At 69.4% G+C, this 18,457-nt stretch carries 14 protein-coding genes and 2 pseudogenes; 5 read left to right on the top strand and 11 right to left on the bottom strand.

The genetic code is table 11. The annotated features are described in order from the left end of the window. A pseudogene (locus tag EFK10_RS05975) lies at positions 1–428 on the top strand (hypothetical protein); the annotation flags it as partial. 10 nt (positions 429–438) lie between these two features. Here the strand turns inward: EFK10_RS05975 and EFK10_RS05970 are convergent. The 3 genes from EFK10_RS05970 to EFK10_RS05960 all read right to left on the bottom strand — a co-directional run bounded on the left by EFK10_RS05970 (position 439) and on the right by EFK10_RS05960 (position 4,510). Next, on the bottom strand, positions 439–1,734 hold the full coding sequence (locus tag EFK10_RS05970) for an alpha/beta hydrolase (protein WP_127354709.1): 1,296 nt from the start codon (positions 1,732–1,734) through the stop codon (positions 439–441). Between the two features lie 153 nt (positions 1,735–1,887). Beyond that, positions 1,888–2,484, bottom strand: coding sequence for a dTDP-4-dehydrorhamnose 3,5-epimerase (rfbC, locus tag EFK10_RS05965; RefSeq protein WP_127354708.1), 597 nt, complete (start codon positions 2,482–2,484; stop codon positions 1,888–1,890). Between the two features lie 13 nt (positions 2,485–2,497). Continuing rightward, positions 2,498–4,510 carry a glycosyltransferase family 2 protein gene (locus EFK10_RS05960; RefSeq protein ID WP_127354707.1) on the bottom strand — a complete coding sequence of 671 codons (2,013 nt, stop codon included), beginning with the start codon at positions 4,508–4,510 and terminating at the stop codon, positions 2,498–2,500. 183 nt (positions 4,511–4,693) lie between these two features. Here EFK10_RS05960 and EFK10_RS05955 point away from each other — a divergent pair, with 183 nt between their 5' ends. From EFK10_RS05955 to rfbD, 4 genes are all read left to right on the top strand, one after another. Further along, on the top strand, positions 4,694–5,761 hold the full coding sequence (locus EFK10_RS05955) for a glucose-1-phosphate thymidylyltransferase (protein WP_127354706.1): 1,068 nt from the start codon (positions 4,694–4,696) through the stop codon (positions 5,759–5,761). Further along, entirely contained in the window at positions 5,758–6,747 is a 990-nt protein-coding gene (gene rfbB, locus EFK10_RS05950) for a dTDP-glucose 4,6-dehydratase (RefSeq protein ID WP_127354705.1), read from the top strand. Before EFK10_RS05955 ends, rfbB begins: the two co-directional genes overlap by 4 nt. 80 nt (positions 6,748–6,827) lie before the next feature. Then, entirely contained in the window at positions 6,828–8,249 is a 1,422-nt protein-coding gene (locus EFK10_RS05945) for an FG-GAP-like repeat-containing protein (RefSeq protein WP_127354704.1), read from the top strand. Positions 8,250–8,301: 52 nt separating this feature from the next. Further along, positions 8,302–9,189: a dTDP-4-dehydrorhamnose reductase gene (rfbD, locus tag EFK10_RS05940; protein ID WP_127354703.1), complete on the top strand. Its 888-nt coding sequence runs from the start codon at positions 8,302–8,304 to the stop codon at positions 9,187–9,189. 3 nt (positions 9,190–9,192) lie between these two features. Here rfbD and EFK10_RS05935 read toward each other — a convergent pair whose 3' ends face one another. From EFK10_RS05935 to EFK10_RS05900, 8 genes and pseudogenes are all read right to left on the bottom strand, one after another. Beyond that, positions 9,193–10,029 carry a hypothetical protein gene (locus tag EFK10_RS05935; protein WP_127354702.1) on the bottom strand — a complete coding sequence of 279 codons (837 nt, stop codon included), beginning with the start codon at positions 10,027–10,029 and terminating at the stop codon, positions 9,193–9,195. Positions 10,030–10,123: 94 nt separating this feature from the next. Continuing rightward, complete coding sequence (locus tag EFK10_RS05930) at positions 10,124–10,915, bottom strand: class I SAM-dependent methyltransferase (RefSeq protein ID WP_127354701.1); 792 nt, start codon at positions 10,913–10,915, stop codon at positions 10,124–10,126. A 135-nt stretch (positions 10,916–11,050) separates the two neighbouring features. Further along, entirely contained in the window at positions 11,051–13,168 is a 2,118-nt protein-coding gene (locus EFK10_RS05925; protein ID WP_206305317.1) for a hypothetical protein, read from the bottom strand. A 147-nt stretch (positions 13,169–13,315) separates the two neighbouring features. Next, positions 13,316–14,812 (bottom strand): bifunctional cytidylyltransferase/SDR family oxidoreductase, encoded by a 1,497-nt coding sequence (locus EFK10_RS05920; protein ID WP_127354700.1) that lies wholly within the window; start codon positions 14,810–14,812, stop codon positions 13,316–13,318. Between the two features lie 710 nt (positions 14,813–15,522). Then, entirely contained in the window at positions 15,523–16,962 is a 1,440-nt protein-coding gene (obgE, locus tag EFK10_RS05915; RefSeq protein WP_127354699.1) for a GTPase ObgE, read from the bottom strand. 126 nt (positions 16,963–17,088) lie between these two features. Continuing rightward, positions 17,089–17,346 carry a 50S ribosomal protein L27 gene (rpmA, locus tag EFK10_RS05910; RefSeq protein ID WP_127354698.1) on the bottom strand — a complete coding sequence of 86 codons (258 nt, stop codon included), beginning with the start codon at positions 17,344–17,346 and terminating at the stop codon, positions 17,089–17,091. Between the two features lie 14 nt (positions 17,347–17,360). Continuing rightward, positions 17,361–17,681 carry a 50S ribosomal protein L21 gene (gene rplU, locus EFK10_RS05905; protein ID WP_127354697.1) on the bottom strand — a complete coding sequence of 107 codons (321 nt, stop codon included), beginning with the start codon at positions 17,679–17,681 and terminating at the stop codon, positions 17,361–17,363. 393 nt (positions 17,682–18,074) lie between these two features. Then, positions 18,075–18,457: pseudogene (locus EFK10_RS05900) on the bottom strand (ribonuclease E/G); the annotation flags it as partial.

The following is an 18,457-nucleotide window of genomic DNA, read 5'->3' as shown; positions in this document are numbered from 1 at the left end:
CGCTGGGCCGACTGCCGCTGCCCAGGCGGCGGGCGGCCGGCGCGGCTCTGACGGCGGCGGTGCTGGCTCCCGCCGCCGCCTGCGTGGCGATCGCCGCCGCGAGCGCGGCGCCGATGAGGCTGGCAATCGGCACCGTACCGGCTGACAACGGCGGTATCAGCACGCTCACCGTGCAGGCGACGAACAACGGTGACACCGCCCTCACCCCGAACTTCGCGACGAGCACCGGCGAGGGCACTTCTGCCTACTGGACCGTCCGCAGCGGCCCGTCCGTGCTGCGCCCGCACCAGTCGGCGCGCTACGTCCTCGTGCCCGGCAACGGCCGCTACCCCATCCCGAACAGGACCCACCTGCGGATACGGCTGAGGGTCTTCACGGACCGGCCGCAGACGCTGAGCAGCGCGGACATCCACGTACCGAAGCAGTAGCGGCAGTCGATCACTTGCGCGGGCCGGCAGTCGTCGCCGGCCCGGTGCCCGCGGCGCGCACGGTGCTACGGCCCGGCTGCGGGTGGGCGGTGGTCACGGGGCCCTTCTTTTGGTGGTTCCGCGGCACGACGTCCTGGGGGAAGGTCAGCTGCTGGTTCATCCACTTCAGGGCGGCGGGCATCTCCCGTACCCAGGTCGGGAAGTTGTGGCTGCCGTTGTCGGGCAGTATCGACACGACGCGCATGGGCGCCTTGACTGCCTTGACGAAGGCCACGGTCTGCGCGTAACCCCGCTCGCCGTGCTTGCTGTTGGCGACCAGGACCGAGACCTGGGGCGCTGGCAGGTGCTTGAGCCGCCACATGAGGTCGTGCCCGTTGACACGGCTGACGCGGCCCGGATCGGAGCCGAAGAGGTTGCCGGTGGTGGGGTCGTCCTTGACCTTGTAGTCCGGCGACAGGGCGGCGGCCACGGTGTAGACACGGGGGTTGCGCATCGTCAGCTGCAGGGCGCAGCTGCCGCCGGAGGAGTAGCCCATCACGCCCCAGGCGCTGGCGTCGTGGCCGACCCGGTAGACGGACTTGAGGGCTTGCGGGAGGTCCTTGGCCAGGAAGGTCTCGGTCTGCGGTCCGCCCGGGACGTCGACGCACTCGGTGTCGCGCGGCGGGGCGACGGTCGGCCGGATCATGACCATGATCGTCGGCTGCATCCGGCCGCTCTTCTGCAGCTCTCCGGCGGTCTGCGAGACCCGCAGGTACTGCGCAAGGTTGAAGATGCTGCCGGGGTAGCCGCTGAGCGCGACGATCACCGGGAAGCGCTGCCGGTAGTACGCCTTCTGGAAGTACTGCGGCGGCAGGTAGACGAACGCCGGGTCGACCACGCCCGTACGGCGGCCGATGACCCGTACCGACTCCACCCGGCCGTTCTGGGCGGCAGGGCCGGTGGGCAGGCCGCTGACCCGGCTCAGCTGCTCATTACCGGCCGACTGTATCAGCGACCCCTTGACGCTGCTGATGCCGTACATCGTGCCGTCGCCGTTCGCGTCTGCCGCGCCCGTCACGCCGACGGGCGCGGTGTCGACATTGCCGACGAGCTCGTTCCAGGAACCGAAGAACTGGTACGACGAGTTCACCGCGCACGCGAAGGCGGCGACGATCGTCACCTGGGTCACCCCAATGGCCGCCAGCCGCCCGAGCACCTGGCGCAGCCCCGGCTCGGCCAGCCGAGGCCACAGCCATACCAGCAGCGCCACACAGACCGCAGCCAGTGCCGCCATCACGTACACCGTTGTCTCGCTGGTCAAACCCATGTTGCTCAGTCCACGCTTCCCGTTTCGGCGCTGTTTCCTTCGCCCAGGAGGGGGCTGCGGAGCCTTCCGCGTTCCCTCGCGAGCACCCATGGGACAAAGACTTGGGCCCTTCCTGGTTTCCCAGGAAGGGCCCGTCACACACAGGAGCGGGTGTTATACGTGGCGCAGTCGACTTCGGTACGCGACGCAGTCCTCGTACGCCGGGAGCAGGCCCTGAGCCTCTGCCTCAGCCAGTGTGGGTGCCTGCTCGTCCTTCGGGGACAACAGCGGCTCGATGCCAGCCGGCCACGCGATGGCCAGGTCCGGGTCGAGCGGGTGGATGCCGTGCTCGCGCCCGGGGGCATAGCCCTCGGAGCAGAGGTAGACCACGGTGGCGTCGTCGGTCAGGGCGAAGAAGGCGTGGCCGAGGCCCTCCGACAGGTAGACGGCGTGGTGGGTCTCGTCGTCGAGGCGAACGGCCTCCCACTGCTTGTACGTCGGCGAGCCGACCCGGATGTCGACGATGACGTCGATGACCGCGCCGCGCACGCACTTGACGTACTTGGCCTGGCTCGGCGGCACGTCGGCGAAGTGGATGCCCCGCAGGGTGCCCCGCTTGGAGACCGAGCAGTTCGCCTGGGCCAGGGTGAGGTCCTGGCCGGTCGCCTCGCGGAACTCGGTGCCGCGGAACCACTCGTGGAAGCTGCCGCGGTCGTCGGGGAAGACCTTCGGCTCCAGTACCCAAGCGCCTTCGATGCCCAGTGGTCGCATTTCTCTGAGTCCTTTACTTCTTCAGGGCGCGGCGCAGCTTGCCGACCGCGCCGCGCAGGGCGGACCGCTGCCCCGGCTGGGGGGCGGGCTTGCCCCGCTCGGGGCCCTTGGCGGCCAGGTCCTCGGCAGCTGCCGCGACGGGCTTGACCACGATGGCGCCGCCGCCCGCGGGGGCCTGAAGCGCCAGCGGGAGCGCCACGGACTTCGGCTTGCCGGCCGACGGCAGGGTCAGCTCCAGCCGCCACTGGGCTCCGATGAGCTCGCCGAGCGGGAGGTCTGCGGTCAGTTCGGCGCCGCCGGCCGGGCGGTCGGTGAGCACCGCGGGCACGGCCACCGTGCGCTTCGCCTCGACGTCCGTCAGCTTCAGGGCGACCTCGCTCCTGGCCTGCACGTGCAGCGGCAGGGGGGCGGTGAGCCGGGCGGGGTCCTGCGTGACGGTGACATCGGCGGGGGTCAGCCCGGCGAACTCGTACGCGATCCGGTTGGTCTTCTGGCCGACATCCAGCGAGAGGTTGCCGTGCGGGTCGGTCCAGTACGGGAGAACCAGCTGCTCCGGGGAGCCGAGCAGGGCGGCGCCGCGTCCGTGGCGGGCCTGGTCGGTGCGTACGGAACCGAGGCGGGTCTCCTTGGTCCAGCCGCAGGAGCTGATCCGGATCAGGACGTCCCAGATGCCGGCGCCCAGTTCCGCGCCGTTCGCCGCGGTCAGCGGGTCGACCTGCGCGGTGGCGCGCAGGACCTGCCGGAAGAAGGCGTCACGGCCCTCGACGGCGACCTTGTCACGGGTCAGCTCGACGGGCTGGAAGAACTCCGCGGCCGTCTCGCGCTCACGGACGACGAGGTCCACCTTGGACTTGCCCAGCGGCGCGGAGGTGTCCGCGCCCAGCAGGGCGATGGCGTCCAGACTGGACTGCGGCAGCGGCGGGGCGAGCAGGTCCTTGTCACCGTCGTTACGGAAGGTGATCGGTTCGCCACCGGACCGGTACTCGGCGGTGAAACCTATCTTCAGCCGGCCGTTCTCCCACCCGAGGCTCTCCAGGGTGCCGGACGGCTTGATCCCGGACTCCCACTGGGCGAATTCCTCGACGTCGCCGAGACGGTTGGCGGCGATCAGCCCGGCGACGATCTGCTGGGTCGGCTGCATGCCCGCGGCGACGCCCGGGCCGAAGCGCTCGACGACCACCTTGTGGATCTCGTCGAAGAGCTCCTGACGGTAGTCGGCGGGCAGCTTCAGCAGCCGCTGGCCGCGCATCCGCTCGACCATCTCGTTGCGCAGCCAGCGCCGGAAGAGGCGGTCGCGCAGTGGGCCGGGCTCAGTGAGCTTCTCGACGACGTCCAGGGCCTCGCGGAGGTTCTTGAAGTAGCCGACCGGGTCGAAGCGCTGGAAGCCGGCATTGGAGGCGTCGTCCCGCTTGACGTGGTAGTAGCAGAGGTAGTCGCTGAGCACGGCGACGTTCTCGGCCCGCAGATACGCCTCGGTGACGAAGACGTGGTCCTCCAGGCGGCGGCGCCCCTCCATGTACCGGAGGTTGTGCCGGTCCAGGAATTCCTTGCGGAACATCTTGTGCGGGGTGAGGCTGTCGATCAGCGGGGCGTTCTCGACGTTGGCGTGCGGGCGGTTCTTGCGGAACAGCTCCAGCGGGACGGGACGGCCCTTGCCGGCCATCTTGCCGACGATCACGTCGGCGTTGTTCTCGACCCCGTAGTTGTACATCCGCTTGAGAGCTTCGTCGCCGAGCCAGTCGTCGTTGTCGACGAACTGGATGTACTCGCCCTTGGCGGCCGCGATGCCGGTGTTCCGGGGCTTGCCGGACCAGCCCGACGCCTCCTGGTGGATGACGTGCATGTGCGGGTGTTCGGCGGCCAGCCGGTCCAGGAGCGCAGGCGTCTCGTCGGTGGAGCCGTCGTTGACGAAGATCGCCTCGTACTCGTCGTCGGGCAGGCTCTGACGCAGCAGCGAGGCGATGCAGTCCTCTATGTACTTGCCCGGGTTGTAGACCGGGATCACCACGCTCACCTTGACGGGCATGTGTCTTCTTTCTGCGCTCCGGACAGTCGTCCGGGCCAGGCTAACGGCTGAACGCGAGACCCGTGCCCCCGCCGAAGGGGAGCCGGGACACGAATCGATGACAAACTCTCCGCGTTGGTTTGCTGAACTGTGACAGAACACACGGCGCGCTGCTTGACGAGAAGCGCCGTTAGGATGCCCCCCATGAAGGCTCTCGTACTCTCCGGTGGCTCGGGCACCCGCCTGCGTCCGATAACCCATACGTCGGCGAAGCAACTGGTCCCCGTGGCCAACAAGCCCGTGCTGTTCTACGGGCTGGAGGCGATCGCCGACGCCGGCATCAGCGAAGTCGGAATCATCGTCGGCGACACCGCGGAGGAGATCCGGGAAGCCGTCGGGGACGGATCCAAACTCGGGATCAATGTCACATACATCCCGCAGGAGAAGCCTCTCGGTCTGGCGCACGCGGTCCTGATCGCTCAGGACTTCCTCGGTGACGACGACTTCGTGATGTATCTGGGTGACAACTTCATCGTCGGCGGCATCACCGGCCTGGTGGAGGAGTTCCGCTCGGAGCACCCCGACGCGCAGATCCTGCTCACCCGGGTGCCCAACCCGACCTCCTTCGGCGTCGCCGAGCTCGACGCGAGCGGCCGCGTCAAGGGGCTGGAGGAGAAGCCGAAGGAGCCCAAGAGCGACCTCGCGCTGGTCGGCGTGTATCTGTTCACGCCCGCCATCCACAAGGCCGTCCGCAGCATCAAGCCCTCCTGGCGCGGCGAGCTGGAAATCACCCACGCCATCCAGTGGCTGATCGACCAGCAGCAGGACGTCCGCTCGACGACCATCTCCGGCTACTGGAAGGACACCGGGAACGTCGCCGACATGCTGGAGGTGAACCGTTCGGTCCTGGAGACGGTCGAGCCCGGCATCGAGGGCACCGTCGACGAGTCCAGCGAGATCATCGGCCGCGTGCGGATCGACGCCGGCGCCGAGGTCCGCGGATCGCGCATCGTCGGACCGGCGATCATCGGCCCCGGTTCGGTGATCAGCGACTCGTACATCGGCCCGTTCACCTCGATCTCCGAGGACTGCCGGATCGACGACAGCGAGGTCGAGTACTCCATCGTCCTGCGCGAGTCCTCCATCAGCGGTGTGCGCCGGGTCGAGGCCTCGCTCATCGGCCGCAACGTCGAGGTCACCCCCGCGCCCCGCAATCCCGCAGCCCACCGTCTCGTCCTCGGCGACCACAGCAAGGTGCAGATCTCTTCATGACGACCAAGATTCTGGTGACCGGCGGCGCCGGCTTCATCGGCTCGCACTACGTCCGTACCCTCCTCGGCCCACAGGGTCCGGGCGATGTGGCGATAACCGTGCTGGACAAGCTCACCTACGCGGGCAACCCGGCCAACCTCGACGAGGTGCGCGACCACCCGGGCTTCGGCTTCGTGCAGGGCGACATCTGCGACCCCGAGCTGGTCGGGAAGCTGATGGCCGAGCACGACCAGGTGGTGCACTTCGCCGCCGAGTCCCACGTGGACCGTTCCATCGACGGCGGCGCCGAGTTCGTCCGTACGAACGTGGTCGGCACGCACACCCTGATCGACGGCGCCCACCGGGCCGGGATCAAGACCTTCGTGCACATCTCCACCGACGAGGTCTACGGCTCCATCGACGAGGGCTCCTGGCCGGAGACGCACCCGCTGCAGCCCAACTCGCCCTACTCCTCGGCCAAGGCGTCCAGCGACCTGATCGCGCTGTCGTACCACCGCACGCACGGCCTCGACGTGCGGGTGACCCGCTGCTCCAACAACTACGGGCACCACCACTTCCCCGAGAAGGTCATCCCGCTGTTCATCAGCAACCTGCTGGACGGCAAGAAGGTCCCGCTGTACGGCGACGGCGGCAACGTCCGCGACTGGCTGCACATCGACGACCACGTCCAGGGCATCGACCTGGTCCGCACGAAGGGCCGGGCCGGCGAGGTCTACAACATCGGCGGCGGCACCGAGCTGTCCAACAAGGAGCTCACCGGGCTGCTGCTGGAAGCCTGCGGCGCCGACTGGGACACCAGCGTCGAGTACGTCACGGACCGCAAGGGCCACGACCGCCGCTACTCGGTGGACTGCACCAAGATCCGCACCGAGCTGGGCTACGAGCCCCGCAAGGACTTCGCGACCGGCCTCGCCGAGACCGTCGCCTGGTACCGCGACAACCGCGACTGGTGGGAGCCGCTCAAGGAGCGCGCGGCACTCAGCTGACGAAAGCTGCTTTACGTACAACCCTCTCCGGCAGTGGCTGGTCCTGTTCACCGTAACGCCACCGAAGAGAGGGTTGCCGTATGTCTGCCCGTATCCGATCTCGCTGGACGATGACCGCGCTGACGGCGGTAACCGCGGCGTGTGCCCTGATCGCTTGCAGCACCGGCCCCACCGCCAAGGCCGCCACATCCGGCGCCGGCACCGTCAGAGCCTCCGTACAGGAGGACTTCAACGGCGACGGCTATGCCGACCTCGTGGTCGGCGCCCCCAGAGGGACTGTCGGCGGACTCACCGACGCCGGGTACGTGACGGTGATGTACGGCTCCGCCCACGGACTGTCCGCGTCCCGACACACGGTCATCAGCCGTGCCACGCAGGGCATTCCCGGCGGCCCCTCCTCGGGCGAGGAGTTCGGGTCAGGCGTGTCGAAGGGCGACCTGGACGGCGACGGCTATGCCGACCTCGTCATCAGCGGCCACGGCAGCGAGGACTCGGTCATCGTCTGGGGTGGCAAGTACGGCCTCTCCGGCGGCACCCGGGTCCCCGGCCACGGGAACCTCGCCCAGACCGGCGACTTCAACGGCGACGGCCGACCGGACGTCGCGCTCTTCCGAACGGGCTACATGACCGCCGAGGATCCGCTGACGGACGCGGTGATCTGGAACGGCCCGGTCTTCAGGGCCGGGAAACCCGCTTCAGTTACCTCGTTCCTTGTGTTCACGTACGGCGCCGCCGACGTGTGGCACGCCGCCGGCGGCGATGTGAACGAGGACGGCTACTCGGACCTGGCCCTCATCGAGTACGTGGGCGAGGGCACCTTCATGACCGAGCTGTTGCTCGGCGGCCGCTCCGGCCTGACCGCCTCCGCCGCCTCCCTGCCGCCCATGACCAGTGCCAGCAGCCTCGCCATGGGCGATGTGAACGGGGACGGCTACGAGGACCTTCTCCTCGGGGACACCGAGAACGGCGCCAAGCTGATCACCGTCTACGGCACCCGCGACGGCCTGGTCCCGGAGTCCGGCTGGACCACCATCACCCAGAACACCCCCGGCGTCCCCGGCACCAGCCGGACCGGCGACGCATTCGGCAGCTCCCTGTCCGTCGGCGACGTGACCGGCGACGACATCGACGATGTCGCCGTGGGTATCCCCGGGAAAACCGTGAACGGCAGGACGAACGCCGGCCAGGTCGTCCTGCTGCGCGGCAGAACGTCCGGCCTCAGCGGAACGCACGCCCAGGCCTTCAACCAGAACACCGGCGGTGTCCCCGGCACCGCCGAGAAGAACGACCGCTTCGGCGGCCAGGTGCAGCTGCTCGACGTCAACGGCAACGGCTACGCGGACCTCGCCGCCGCCGCGGTGACCGAGGACAGCGGCAACGGCGCCGTGACGGTGCTGCGCGGCCGCCCGGCCGGACTGGTGACCGATGCCGCCTTCACCTTCGGCGGTCGGACGATCGGCGCCCCGTACGCCGGGGCGAGGTTCGGCTCCGCACTCGGGTAAGACACCCCGACTAGGATTCGTACCGCATACGAACACAGAGGACAGGAACACCATGAGCGGCAGCTGGTTGATCACCGGAGCGGGCGGGATGCTGGGCCAGGACCTTCTGGCCCGGCTGGAGCGGGACGGTGCGGAGAAGGCTGTCGGCCTGGACCGCAAGACCCTCGACATCGCCGACGCCGCCTCGGTCGGCGAGGCGCTGGACGCCCACCGCCCGGCGGTGGTGGTCAACTGCGCCGCCTGGACCGCCGTGGACGACGCGGAGGCCCGCGAGGCCGACGCCCTGCGGATCAACGGCGACGGTGCCCGGCACCTCGCCGAAGCCTGCGCCAAGACCGGCGCCAAGCTGCTCCAGGTCTCCACGGACTACGTCTTCGCGGGCGACGGGACCTCGCCGTACGCCGAGGACGCCCCCACGGCCCCGCGCAGCGCGTACGGCCGCACCAAGCTGGCCGGCGAGCAGGCGGTGCTGTCCGCGCTCCCCGGCGCGGGGTATGTGGTGCGCACGGCGTGGCTGTACGGCGCGGGCGGCGGCAATTTCGTCCGTACGATGATCAAGCTGGAGGGCGTCAAGGACACCCTGGACGTGGTCGACGACCAGCGCGGCCAGCCCACCTGGACGGTCGATCTCGCCGACAGGCTGGTCCGCCTGGGGCGGTCGGCGCTGGCGGGTGACGCCCCGGCCGGGATCTACCACGGCACCAGCGGCGGCGAGACCACCTGGTTCGGCTTCACCCGGGAGATCTTCCGGTTGCTCGGCGCGGACCCGGAGCGGGTCCGCCCGACGACCAGTGACGCCTTCGTCCGCCCGGCCCCCCGACCGGCGTACAGCGTCCTCGGCCACGACCGCTGGCGGGCCGCCGGCGTCGAGCCGATCCGCGACTGGCGCGAGGCGCTGCACGAGGCCTTCCCGGCGCTGCTGGCGGCCGAGCGGGGCTAGGGCTCACCGCGTGGTGTTCCGGCGCCGCCGCACCACCACCAGGGCCCCGGTGCCCACGGCCAGGGCGGCGCCTCCGGTCACGGCGAGGGCGGGCAGAGCGGAGGGGGAACCGGTGTCGGCGAGCGCACTGCGCGACGCGGTCTGCGTATCGGTACCGGAGGTCGTGGACGGGGAGGCCGAAGGAGCGGCCGAAGCACTGGCCGACCCGGACGGCGCCGGACTCGCCGACGCCGTCGGGGACGCGGCCGTCAGGTTGATGTCGCCCTGGTCACCGTCGGAGGTGCCGCAGGTGCCGTCGCCGTTGTCCCACTGGCCGTAGACCATGACGCCCGCTCCCCCGTCCGGCGCGTCGGCCGAGGCCCGGACGCGTACCGGCACCTGCGTGGTGGCACCCGGCACGACCGTCACATAGGTGAAGGGGCTGCCGAAGTCCCTCGACACCGGGATCTCCTTCCACCGGCCGCTGTCCGGGTCCTGGAACTGCAGGTCGAAGTCGGAGAGTTCGTCCCTGTCGTACGGGCTGAGCGAGATCGACGGTGCGGCACCGTCGATGGTGTGCGTGCCCCTGTTGTGCACCAGTACGGTGAACCGCCCCCAGCCGCCGCCCGCGGTCACCTCGACCGGAAGACCGCTCAGGGACACGTCCAGGCTGTCGTCGTCAATCACTGTGCACGTCGTCGGCGCGGGGGATGCCGACGCGGACGACGCGGACGACGGGGAGGAGGACGGCGTCGGCGAGGCCGAGCTGTCGTCGGCGACAGCGGCCGTCACCGGCAGCATCGTGACCGACGCCAGCGCCCCGGTGGCGACGGCGGATCTGAGAACCGTAAGAGCGTGCACGAAGTCTCCCCGAAACGGACGTGGTTGGCCGGAACTGTTGTGTGTTCGACCAACCCCGCACCCTTTTGGTTGCCCGTACGTCACCGGGACTTCATCACTCGGTCAGGGACTCGATCCGGCGGCGCAGCGCGGCGTACGCGGAGCGCGGCCGGCGCACGTTGCGGGCCCGGGACAGGGCGGGCCAGAAGTCGGCGCGCAGGATCGCCTCCGGCGCCACCGCGGTCTTGCGGGTCAGCACCTCGTCGGGCACGTCCTGGGGATCGGGGACGACGTACTCCGTCAGGAGGCTGTCGTACTGATCGCGCAGCACGGTGCTGTCCGGGTCGGCGCCGAAGACCAGCACCACGCCGGTCGGGGAGGTGTCCACGGGGACGACGAGCAGGTCCGGGCGGTGCTGCCGCAGGACGGTGGCCACCTTGTAGACGTCGCCGGTCCAGGCGTCGGTGTGCCGGTCGCGGGCGGCCTCGTCGACGCTGCGCGGCAGCATGTCGTCCAGGACGATCACGCTCGACCAGCGGGAGTGCTTCTCTACGTTTATGAAGTCGCGCAGCGCGTACTCGAAGAGGTGCATGCCGTCGATGAACGACAGCTCCAGGACCGGGTCGCCGAACCACGCCAGCGGGTCCTTGCGGGCGAACGCACGGAAGGGATTGCGGCCGGGGCGCAGGTGCAGCAGCGGGTCCTTGCGGGCGAAGAAGTCGTCGCTGGTGGCCTTGACGAGGTGGACGTCGCAGCTGATGTCCGTGACGACCTTGAAGGCGGGGTCCACGGCGACCGAGGCCACCCGGGACAGCGCCAGGCTCCGACCGTCATTGACTCCGATTTCAAGGTAATTGTGCGGTTTGTACACGTGATGCAGCTGACGCAGGAAGTCGTGACGGTGCACTGAGGAGCCTCTTCTCCGGAAAACCACGATGATTCTCGCGCTCCTGCCCACCCACGCCTGTTCGAAACGTTTTTCTTCGCTGAGAAATGAAGATGCCGGGCCGCCCGCGTGGGCGACCCGGCATCGCGCCGTGCGTCAGACCGCTTCGGTGGAGGTCTCGGCCTCGGCGTCGGCCTCCGACCCCGTCTCCACGTTCACGTCGGTCTCGGCGGCGGGCTGCTCCTCGCCCACCAGCAGTTGACGGGCCAGGCGGGCCTCCGCCCTGGCCGCGAGGTCCTGTACGGCAGCGTTGAAGCGCACCAGCGACGTGGGCTCGTCCGGGCCCAGGAGGTACTCCTTGACGTCCTTACGGGCCAGGGTCAGCGGATCCTGGGCGGGGTCGGTGACCGCGGTGAGGAGTTCGCCGATCCGCGAGGCCTTGTTGTCGAGGATCAGCGCGGCGCGGGCGGCGGTGTTCTGCCGCTTGAACTCCGTCTCGCCGAGCCGTGCGGAGTCGGTGATGGCGTACGGCTTGCCGGTGGCGATGAAGTCGGAGACCACGCTGGAGATGTCCGAGACCATCGCGTCCGACACATTGAAGCAGTCGTACAGATGCGGCATCGGGCCGCTGACGACCTTGTGCTGCCAGGTGCCGAAGGACCTCCAGTACGCGGCGTTCCACTCGGCGCGCAGCCGGGTCACCTCGGCGACCCGCTCGTGGTCGGCGGCGGCGTCCCGCGAAGCCTCCGCGTCGTCGGTGATCTCGTTGCCGTCGTCGCCGAGTTCGGACAGCGCGGCCTCGATACGGACCAGCTCGGCCCGGGCCTCGGCCTGCTCGGCGGCGCCGGCGGCAGCCTGAGCGGCGAACCGCGGGTCGGCGGCGCGCTCGGCGGCGGCCTTCTCCATCAAGGCGACGATGCGCTCGTGCGCCCGCTTGGCCTTCGGGCTGACCGTGCCGGTGAAGGGGTGCGGCTTGTAGAGCACCCGGACCGGCTGATCGGCGTCGACCAAACGTCGGACGATGTTCACGCCGGCCAGGATCACCGACGTGTTGCCCGGGTCGTCGGTCCAGCCCTCCCAGGTGGGCGCGTAGAGCACGGTCGGGATGCAACCGTCCGGAACGCTCCCGGTCCACGGCCGGATGCGGGCCAACTGGGGGCGGCCGACCTCGACGATGTCCTCGTCGCGTACACCGACATCGGCCAGCGCGTAGCGGTCACGGCCGGCCTTGCCGGCCGTCCACACCTCGTCGTACGCCTTGCTGAACGGGTTGACGCTGGCGAGCTTGTCGCTGTCGCCGTGGCCGACGAAGACGTGCTTGGCGCCGGGCTCGCGGAGCATGTGGATGTTCTTGCCGACGTTCGCGGGGTAGAGGGCGACCCGGAGCATCGACAGATCCAGGTTCATCAGGTGCACCGCGCTGGGCACGCACAGCACCGGCACCGCGGTGTCGGCGAGCTGCGGCAGGATGAAGCGCTCGCGAAGGATGATCAGCGGACGCCCGTCGAGGTCGCCCATGGTCTCCAGCCACATGTTGACCTGGTACGCCGAGTCCTGGGAGCCGGAGAAGTACAGCACCGTGGTGGGCTGGTAGGAGCGCAGCCAGCGGTCCATGAAGGCCAGCGCTTCGTCGGTGCCGGCGGGCAGCCGCTTGGGGCTCAAGTACGGCATCAGGGCCAGCACGTAGAGCGCACCCAGTCCGAACGTGACGGCGCCGCCCGCGACGCCGTACACGGCTCTCCCGGTCCCGACGGAGACCAATAGCCCGACCACGGCCGCCAGGTCCAGGTGCAGCATCTTCTCCGCGCCGCGGTTGGTGAGGCGGGCGGACGGTGCGTCCGGGATGGACAGCCCGGTCAGGTCGATGTTCCGAGTGGCGAAGGGCAGCCTGCGGCGGTTGCGGATCAGCGTGAGCAGAACGCTGTGCGGGGCCTGGAGCGCGTAGAAGAGCAGGAAGGCGGTGATCGCCACGTAGGAGACCACGTCCTCGTCCGGTATGGACCGCGCCAGGAAGAGAATGACCATCAACTCGCGGGCAAGGAACCGGATCGACAGGCCCGCGCGGGCCTTGCTCAGCCCGGTGAGGAGGTAGACCTTCCGCTGGTTCAGATACCAGTCGGCGACGTAGCTCACGGCCAGTGCCGCGACGAAGAACGGCAGGCTCGGGAGCAGTGCGGCGAGCACCATGCTCGGGTAGCTCAGCGCCATGAGCAGCGCGGCGGCCAGTTCGGAGCGGTTGCCCACCCGGGCCAGCCGGACGGCGGTCGATATCACGGGAGACTTACTCCTGGGATTTGGTGAAGCTGGTCTCTTTTGCGGGGATTTGTGAAACTCGTCATCAATGGATCGGGTCCCTGGCGATGTCCGATCCTCGAATCGGCACAACCAGGGACCCATGAGTTCTAAAGGGCGCAGACGGTACTATACGTCCTCACCCTGGGCCAAAACCGCCGCCAGGGCATGTTCGAAGCCGGAGGCAGTGGCCGCTCCCCTGGTGGGGTCCTGCTGCCTGACGTCGATCACATGGCCGGTGAGTCCCGACACCAGGACGTCCAGCGAGGTGCGGGCCACGGCCTCCGACGACAGCAGCGACCCCTCCGGCTCCCGGCCGAAGGCCTTGGTGCGCATGGGCGTTGCCGTGCGCTCCGGGTTGACACAGTTGACGCGTACGCCGTCGGCCGCCCACTCATCGGCGAGTGCCTGGGTGAGGTTCACCATGGCCGCCTTGGTGGAGGAGTACAGGCTGTACTCGGCGCGGCCGCGGGTGTAGCTGCTGGAGGTGTAGAGCAGCAGCTGGCCCCGGGTCTCGGCGAGGTACTTGTGCGAGGCCCGCGCGATCTGGACGGGCGCGAGGTAGTTGACCCGCAGCGCTTCCTCGATCGTGGCGTTGTCGGTCTCGGCGAGCTTGCCGATGCGCAGCACCCCGGCGGTGTTGACGACGTAGTCGATCCGCCCGGTCTCCGTATACGCCTTCGACAGCGCGTCGTCGACGTGCTCGGGGTTGTCGACGTGCGTGCCGGTCGTCGAGCGGCCCAGCGGGTAGACGTTCGCGCCGAACTTCTTGGCCAGCTCGGCGATGTCCGCGCCGATGCCGTAGGAGCCGCCGAAGACCACCAGCGTCTTGCCTTCCAGCAGTTCGCGGTACGCGGCCTCGTCGGCCTGGTCGGGCGCGGTCTGCGAGGCGAGCTGGAACAGCTTGTCGGCGATGAAGACGTCGACCGGCTGCGTGACCTTCATGTTGTACTCGTCGCCGGGGACGACGTAGATCGGCACGTCGGGCAGGTACTTCAGCACGACCGAGCAGTCGTCGGTCGCCTGGAAGTTCGGGTCGCCGGCGGCCACCTCGTAGGCCCGGCGGATGGTGGAGAGCTTGAACGCCTGCGGGGTCTGGCCACGGCGCAGCCGCGACCGGTCCGGGACGTCCGTGATGAACTCGCCGTCCCCGCCGTGGGTGCGGGTGACGATGATGGTGTCCGCCGAGGGGATGGCCACGTCGACGGCCGTGTAACGCTCCAGCGCCGAGACACAGTCGGTGATCACACGCTGCGAGAGCAGCGGGCGTACCGCGTCGTGGAACAGCACATTGCGGTCTTCGCCGTCGGCGAGGCCCTCGCTCAGCGCGGCGATCGCCCGCTCGGTGGTCTCGTTGCGGGTCGAACCACCCTCGATGATCCTGGTGACCTTCGTCAGCCCGGCCTTGGCGACGATCTTCTCAACCTCCGGCACATAGCCCGGCGCCATCAGCACGAAGATGTCGTCGATGTCCTCCGCCGCCTCGAAGATCGCGAGCGTGTGCTCGATGACCGCCTTGCCGGCGATCTTCAGTAGCTGCTTCGGGATCGACAGACCGACGCGCTGACCGGTTCCGCCGGCCAGAACCACGGCTGTGGTGCGGGGCTTGGCTATGTGCTCGGACACAGACGACCTACCTTGAGAAAATGAGGGACTGGCCGATGGTCGCACCCTGCGTTACCACCTCGCAAGATGAACCACCCCCGCCAGGAAGGCACCGGCAACCCTGGGTTCACCTTGTCGCGCCCGGGTGATCACAGGCAAATGACAGCCGGCCACTGTGACACACTCCACACACCTCTCACGTTTTGTTCCCTGCCGATCCGGCCACCCCGACCTCTCCGGCGGCGCCACCTCCGCCTACCAGGCCACCATGTGGCTCCACCCCGCGCCGACCTCGACGTCAACCCGGTGATCGTGCTCCGCGAGCGCTTCCTGATCAGAAGATCGAGGCCACCGACATCAAGGCCTACGACGAGGTCTGCGTGGCCGCCCCCCGTCGCCCGCGAGCGCACCCGATGACCGGCTCCGTCGACCAGCGCGCCGACCGAACTGGCCCGCCGCACCCAGAGTTGGACCACCTCACCACCTCATCCGTCCGCGAGAGCGCGGACGAGGTGGAGCGTATGCCAAGACCACCCGGAGGACGGGCGCTCCGCGGCCGTCAGCGCCGCCGCCCTCGCCCTCGCCGCCGAAGCCGACCAGCGCGGCGGCACGACGCAGCCGCTGGTGAAGAACTCTGAGGCTTCAATATGAGGCCGGCCTCTTGGCCCCAGCGAGGGATATATTCGCGAAGTTGCCCTTCTTCACCCGGGCTACTTCAGGCCCGCGGCACCTTACGCGAAGGGGTCGAAGGCGCCGTACTCCTTCTGCGCATCGTCCCGCTCGGCGTCGCGGTCGCGGCGGCGCTGGGCGGCGGGACGGGGCGCGTCGAAGCGGTGGTCTTCGCCGCGGCGGCCGAGCATTTCGGCGCCGGCGGCGAGGGAGGGCTCCCAGTCGAAGACGACGGCGTCTTCGGTGTCGCCGATGGCGACGGCGTCGCCGGCGCGAGCACCGGCCTTGGCGAGGGCTTCCTCGACGCCGAGGCGGTTGAGGCGGTCGGCGAGGTAGCCGACGGCTTCGTCGTTGGAGAAGTCGGTCTGGCGGACCCAGCGTTCGGGCTTCTCGCCGGTGACGCGGTAGACGCCGTCCTCTTCGGTGATGGTGAAGCCGGCGTCGTCGACGGCCTTGGGCCGGATGACGATGCGGGTGGCCTCCTCGACCGGCTTGGCGGCGCGGGCGTCGGCGACGATCTTGGCGAGGGCGAAGGAGAGTTCCTTGAGCCCGTGCCGGGAGACGGCGGAGACCTCGAAGACCTGGTAGCCGCGCGCTTCGAGCTCGGGGCGGATGATGTCGGCGAGGTCCTGGCCGTCGGGGATGTCGACCTTGTTGAGAACGACGAGACGCGGCCGCTTCTCCAAGCCGCCTCCGTACGCCCGCAGTTCGTCCTCGATGGTCTCTAGGTCGCTGGCCGGGTCGCGGTCGGACTCGAGCGTGGCGGTGTCCAGGACGTGGACGAGGACCTCGCAGCGCTCGACGTGCCGCAAGAACTCCAGGCCCAGGCCCTTGCCCTGGCTGGCACCGGGGATGAGGCCGGGGACGTCGGCGATGGTGTAGACGGTGGCGCCGGCGTTGACCACGCCCAGGTTCGGGACCAGGGTCGTGAAGGGGTAGTCGGCGATCTTCGGCTTCGCGGCCGACAGCACCGAGATCAGCGAGGACTTGCCCGCGCTCGGGTAGCCGACCAGGGCCACGTCGGCGACGGTCTTGAGCTCCAGGACGATGTCCCGGGCCTCCCCCGGCACGCCGAGCAGCGCGAAGCCGGGCGCCTTGCGCCGGGCGGAGGCCAGCGCGGCGTTGCCGAGGCCGCCGCGGCCGCCCTGACCGGCGATGAAGGTGGTGCCCTGGCCGACGAGGTCGGCCAGTACGTTGCCGTCCTTGTCCTGGACGACTGTGCCGTCCGGGACCGGCAGGACCAGGTCCGTACCGTCCTTGCCGGAGCGGTTGCCGCCCTCGCCGGGCTTGCCGTTGGTGGCCTTGCGGTGGGGGCTGTGGTGGTAGTCGAGCAGCGTCGTGACCGCCTGATCCACGACCAGGATCACATCGCCGCCACGGCCACCGTTGCCGCCGTCCGGGCCGCCGAGCGGCTTGAACTTCTCCCGGTGTACGGAGGCGCAGCCGTGGCCCCCGTTACCCGCGGCGACATGCAGTTCGACGCGGTCCACGAAGGTGGTCATGGCAGGGTTCCTCCAGATACGTACGGGATTGTTCTCTTGCCAACGCGCCGAGGGCGGACCTGCTTCCCCAAACGGAGAAACAGCGTCCGCCCTCGGCGTGTTCGCTACGTTCGCTCTACGGGCTGATTACTCGGCGACCGGAACGATGTTCACGACCCTGCGACCACGGCTGGTGCCGAACTGGACCGCACCGGCGGCCAGGGCGAACAGCGTGTCGTCCTTGCCACGGCCGACGCTGGCGCCGGGGTGGAAGTGGGTGCCGCGCTGGCGGACGATGATTTCACCGGCGTTGACGACCTGGCCGCCGAAACGCTTTACGCCGAGAAACTGAGCGTTTGAGTCGCGACCGTTCCGGGTGGACGATGCGCCCTTCTTGTGTGCCATCTCTCCTCAGTCCCTTACTTCGCAGCTGCGGGGATACCGGTGATCTTGATCGCCGTGTACTGCTGACGGTGACCCTGACGACGGCGGTAGCCGGTCTTGTTCTTGTACCGAAGGATGTCGATCTTCTGGCCCTTGTGGTGGTCCACGATCTCGGCCTGGACCTTGATGCCGGCCAGAACCCACGGGTCGCTGGTGACCGCGTCGCCGTCGACAACGAGCAGGGTCGAGAGCTCGACCGCGTCGCCCACCTTGCCGGTGGAAATCTTGTCTACCTCTACGACATCGCCGATGGCCACCTTGTGCTGGCGGCCGCCACTGCGCACGATTGCGTACACGCGGAACTCACTCTCTAGCTCGATTCGGTACCCCTGATGCCAGCCGTCCCGGGTGGTGCGATGGGGGGCCTCTCCCGGCGGAACCGGGAGGGATTTGCTCAGGAGTGGGCGCAGAAACGCCGAAGGTCAAGGTTACGGGTCGCCTCCGGCCCGGTCAAACTGGGCGGCGGCAGCGGGTTGGGGGTGGCCCGTTCCGAGGGGAGCGAAGCGAGGTGGGGGTCCCCCCAGACGGAGTCTGGGGGGCACTCCCCAGCCTCCGGCCGGGGGGACCCCCACCCAAAGGAAGCTTTGGGGGAGGCCGGCCCAACCCACCCGCACACGGCAACGGGCCGCACCCCGACGGCGCAGGCCCGTGCGCCCGAACCTGGTTGCGGGGTGCAGCCCGTGGCAGCGTCAGGCTTCCGCCGAGACGCCCGCCGCAGGCGACTGCTCTGCGGCGGCCGTGGTCTTGGCGGTGGCCTTCTTGGCCGTCGTCTTCTTGGCGGCGGCCTTCTTGGCAACCGTCTTCTTGGCGGCAGCCTTCTTCGCGGGCGCCTTCTTGGCGGCAGCCTTGCGCGGGGCCCGCTTCTTGGGCTCCAACTCAGCCGACGCCGCGACCTCGCCGTCCGGCTCCGGGGCGGCGGTCGCCTCGGCGGTCGGTACGACGACCACGGCGGCCTCTGCCGACGCGCTGGGCGAGCCGGCGGGGGCGCTCACCTTGCGGGTGGCGCGGCGGCGTACGGGGGCCGGGGCGGGCTCCGTGACGGGCTCCGGCTCGGACGGCGCGACCGCGACGG

The organism is Streptomyces soli (assembly GCF_003999195.1).
Taxonomy (GTDB): Bacteria; Actinomycetota; Actinomycetes; order Streptomycetales; family Streptomycetaceae; genus Actinacidiphila; species Actinacidiphila soli.
This window is presented reverse-complemented; position numbering and strand designations above follow the sequence as displayed.

Coding starts and splice junctions, on each gene's coding strand:
- rfbC (WP_127354708.1), bottom strand. CDS start 2,484: ATGCGACCACTGGGCATCGAAGGCGCTTGGGTACTGGAGCCGAAGGTC.
- rpmA (WP_127354698.1), bottom strand. CDS start 17,346: ATGGCACACAAGAAGGGCGCATCGTCCACCCGGAACGGTCGCGACTCA.
- rfbB (WP_127354705.1), top strand. CDS start 5,758: ATGACGACCAAGATTCTGGTGACCGGCGGCGCCGGCTTCATCGGCTCG.
- EFK10_RS05955 (WP_127354706.1), top strand. CDS start 4,694: ATGAAGGCTCTCGTACTCTCCGGTGGCTCGGGCACCCGCCTGCGTCCG.
- EFK10_RS05960 (WP_127354707.1), bottom strand. CDS start 4,510: ATGCCCGTCAAGGTGAGCGTGGTGATCCCGGTCTACAACCCGGGCAAG.
- rfbD (WP_127354703.1), top strand. CDS start 8,302: ATGAGCGGCAGCTGGTTGATCACCGGAGCGGGCGGGATGCTGGGCCAG.
- EFK10_RS05945 (WP_127354704.1), top strand. CDS start 6,828: ATGTCTGCCCGTATCCGATCTCGCTGGACGATGACCGCGCTGACGGCG.
- EFK10_RS05970 (WP_127354709.1), bottom strand. CDS start 1,734: ATGGGTTTGACCAGCGAGACAACGGTGTACGTGATGGCGGCACTGGCT.
- obgE (WP_127354699.1), bottom strand. CDS start 16,962: ATGACCACCTTCGTGGACCGCGTCGAACTGCATGTCGCCGCGGGTAAC.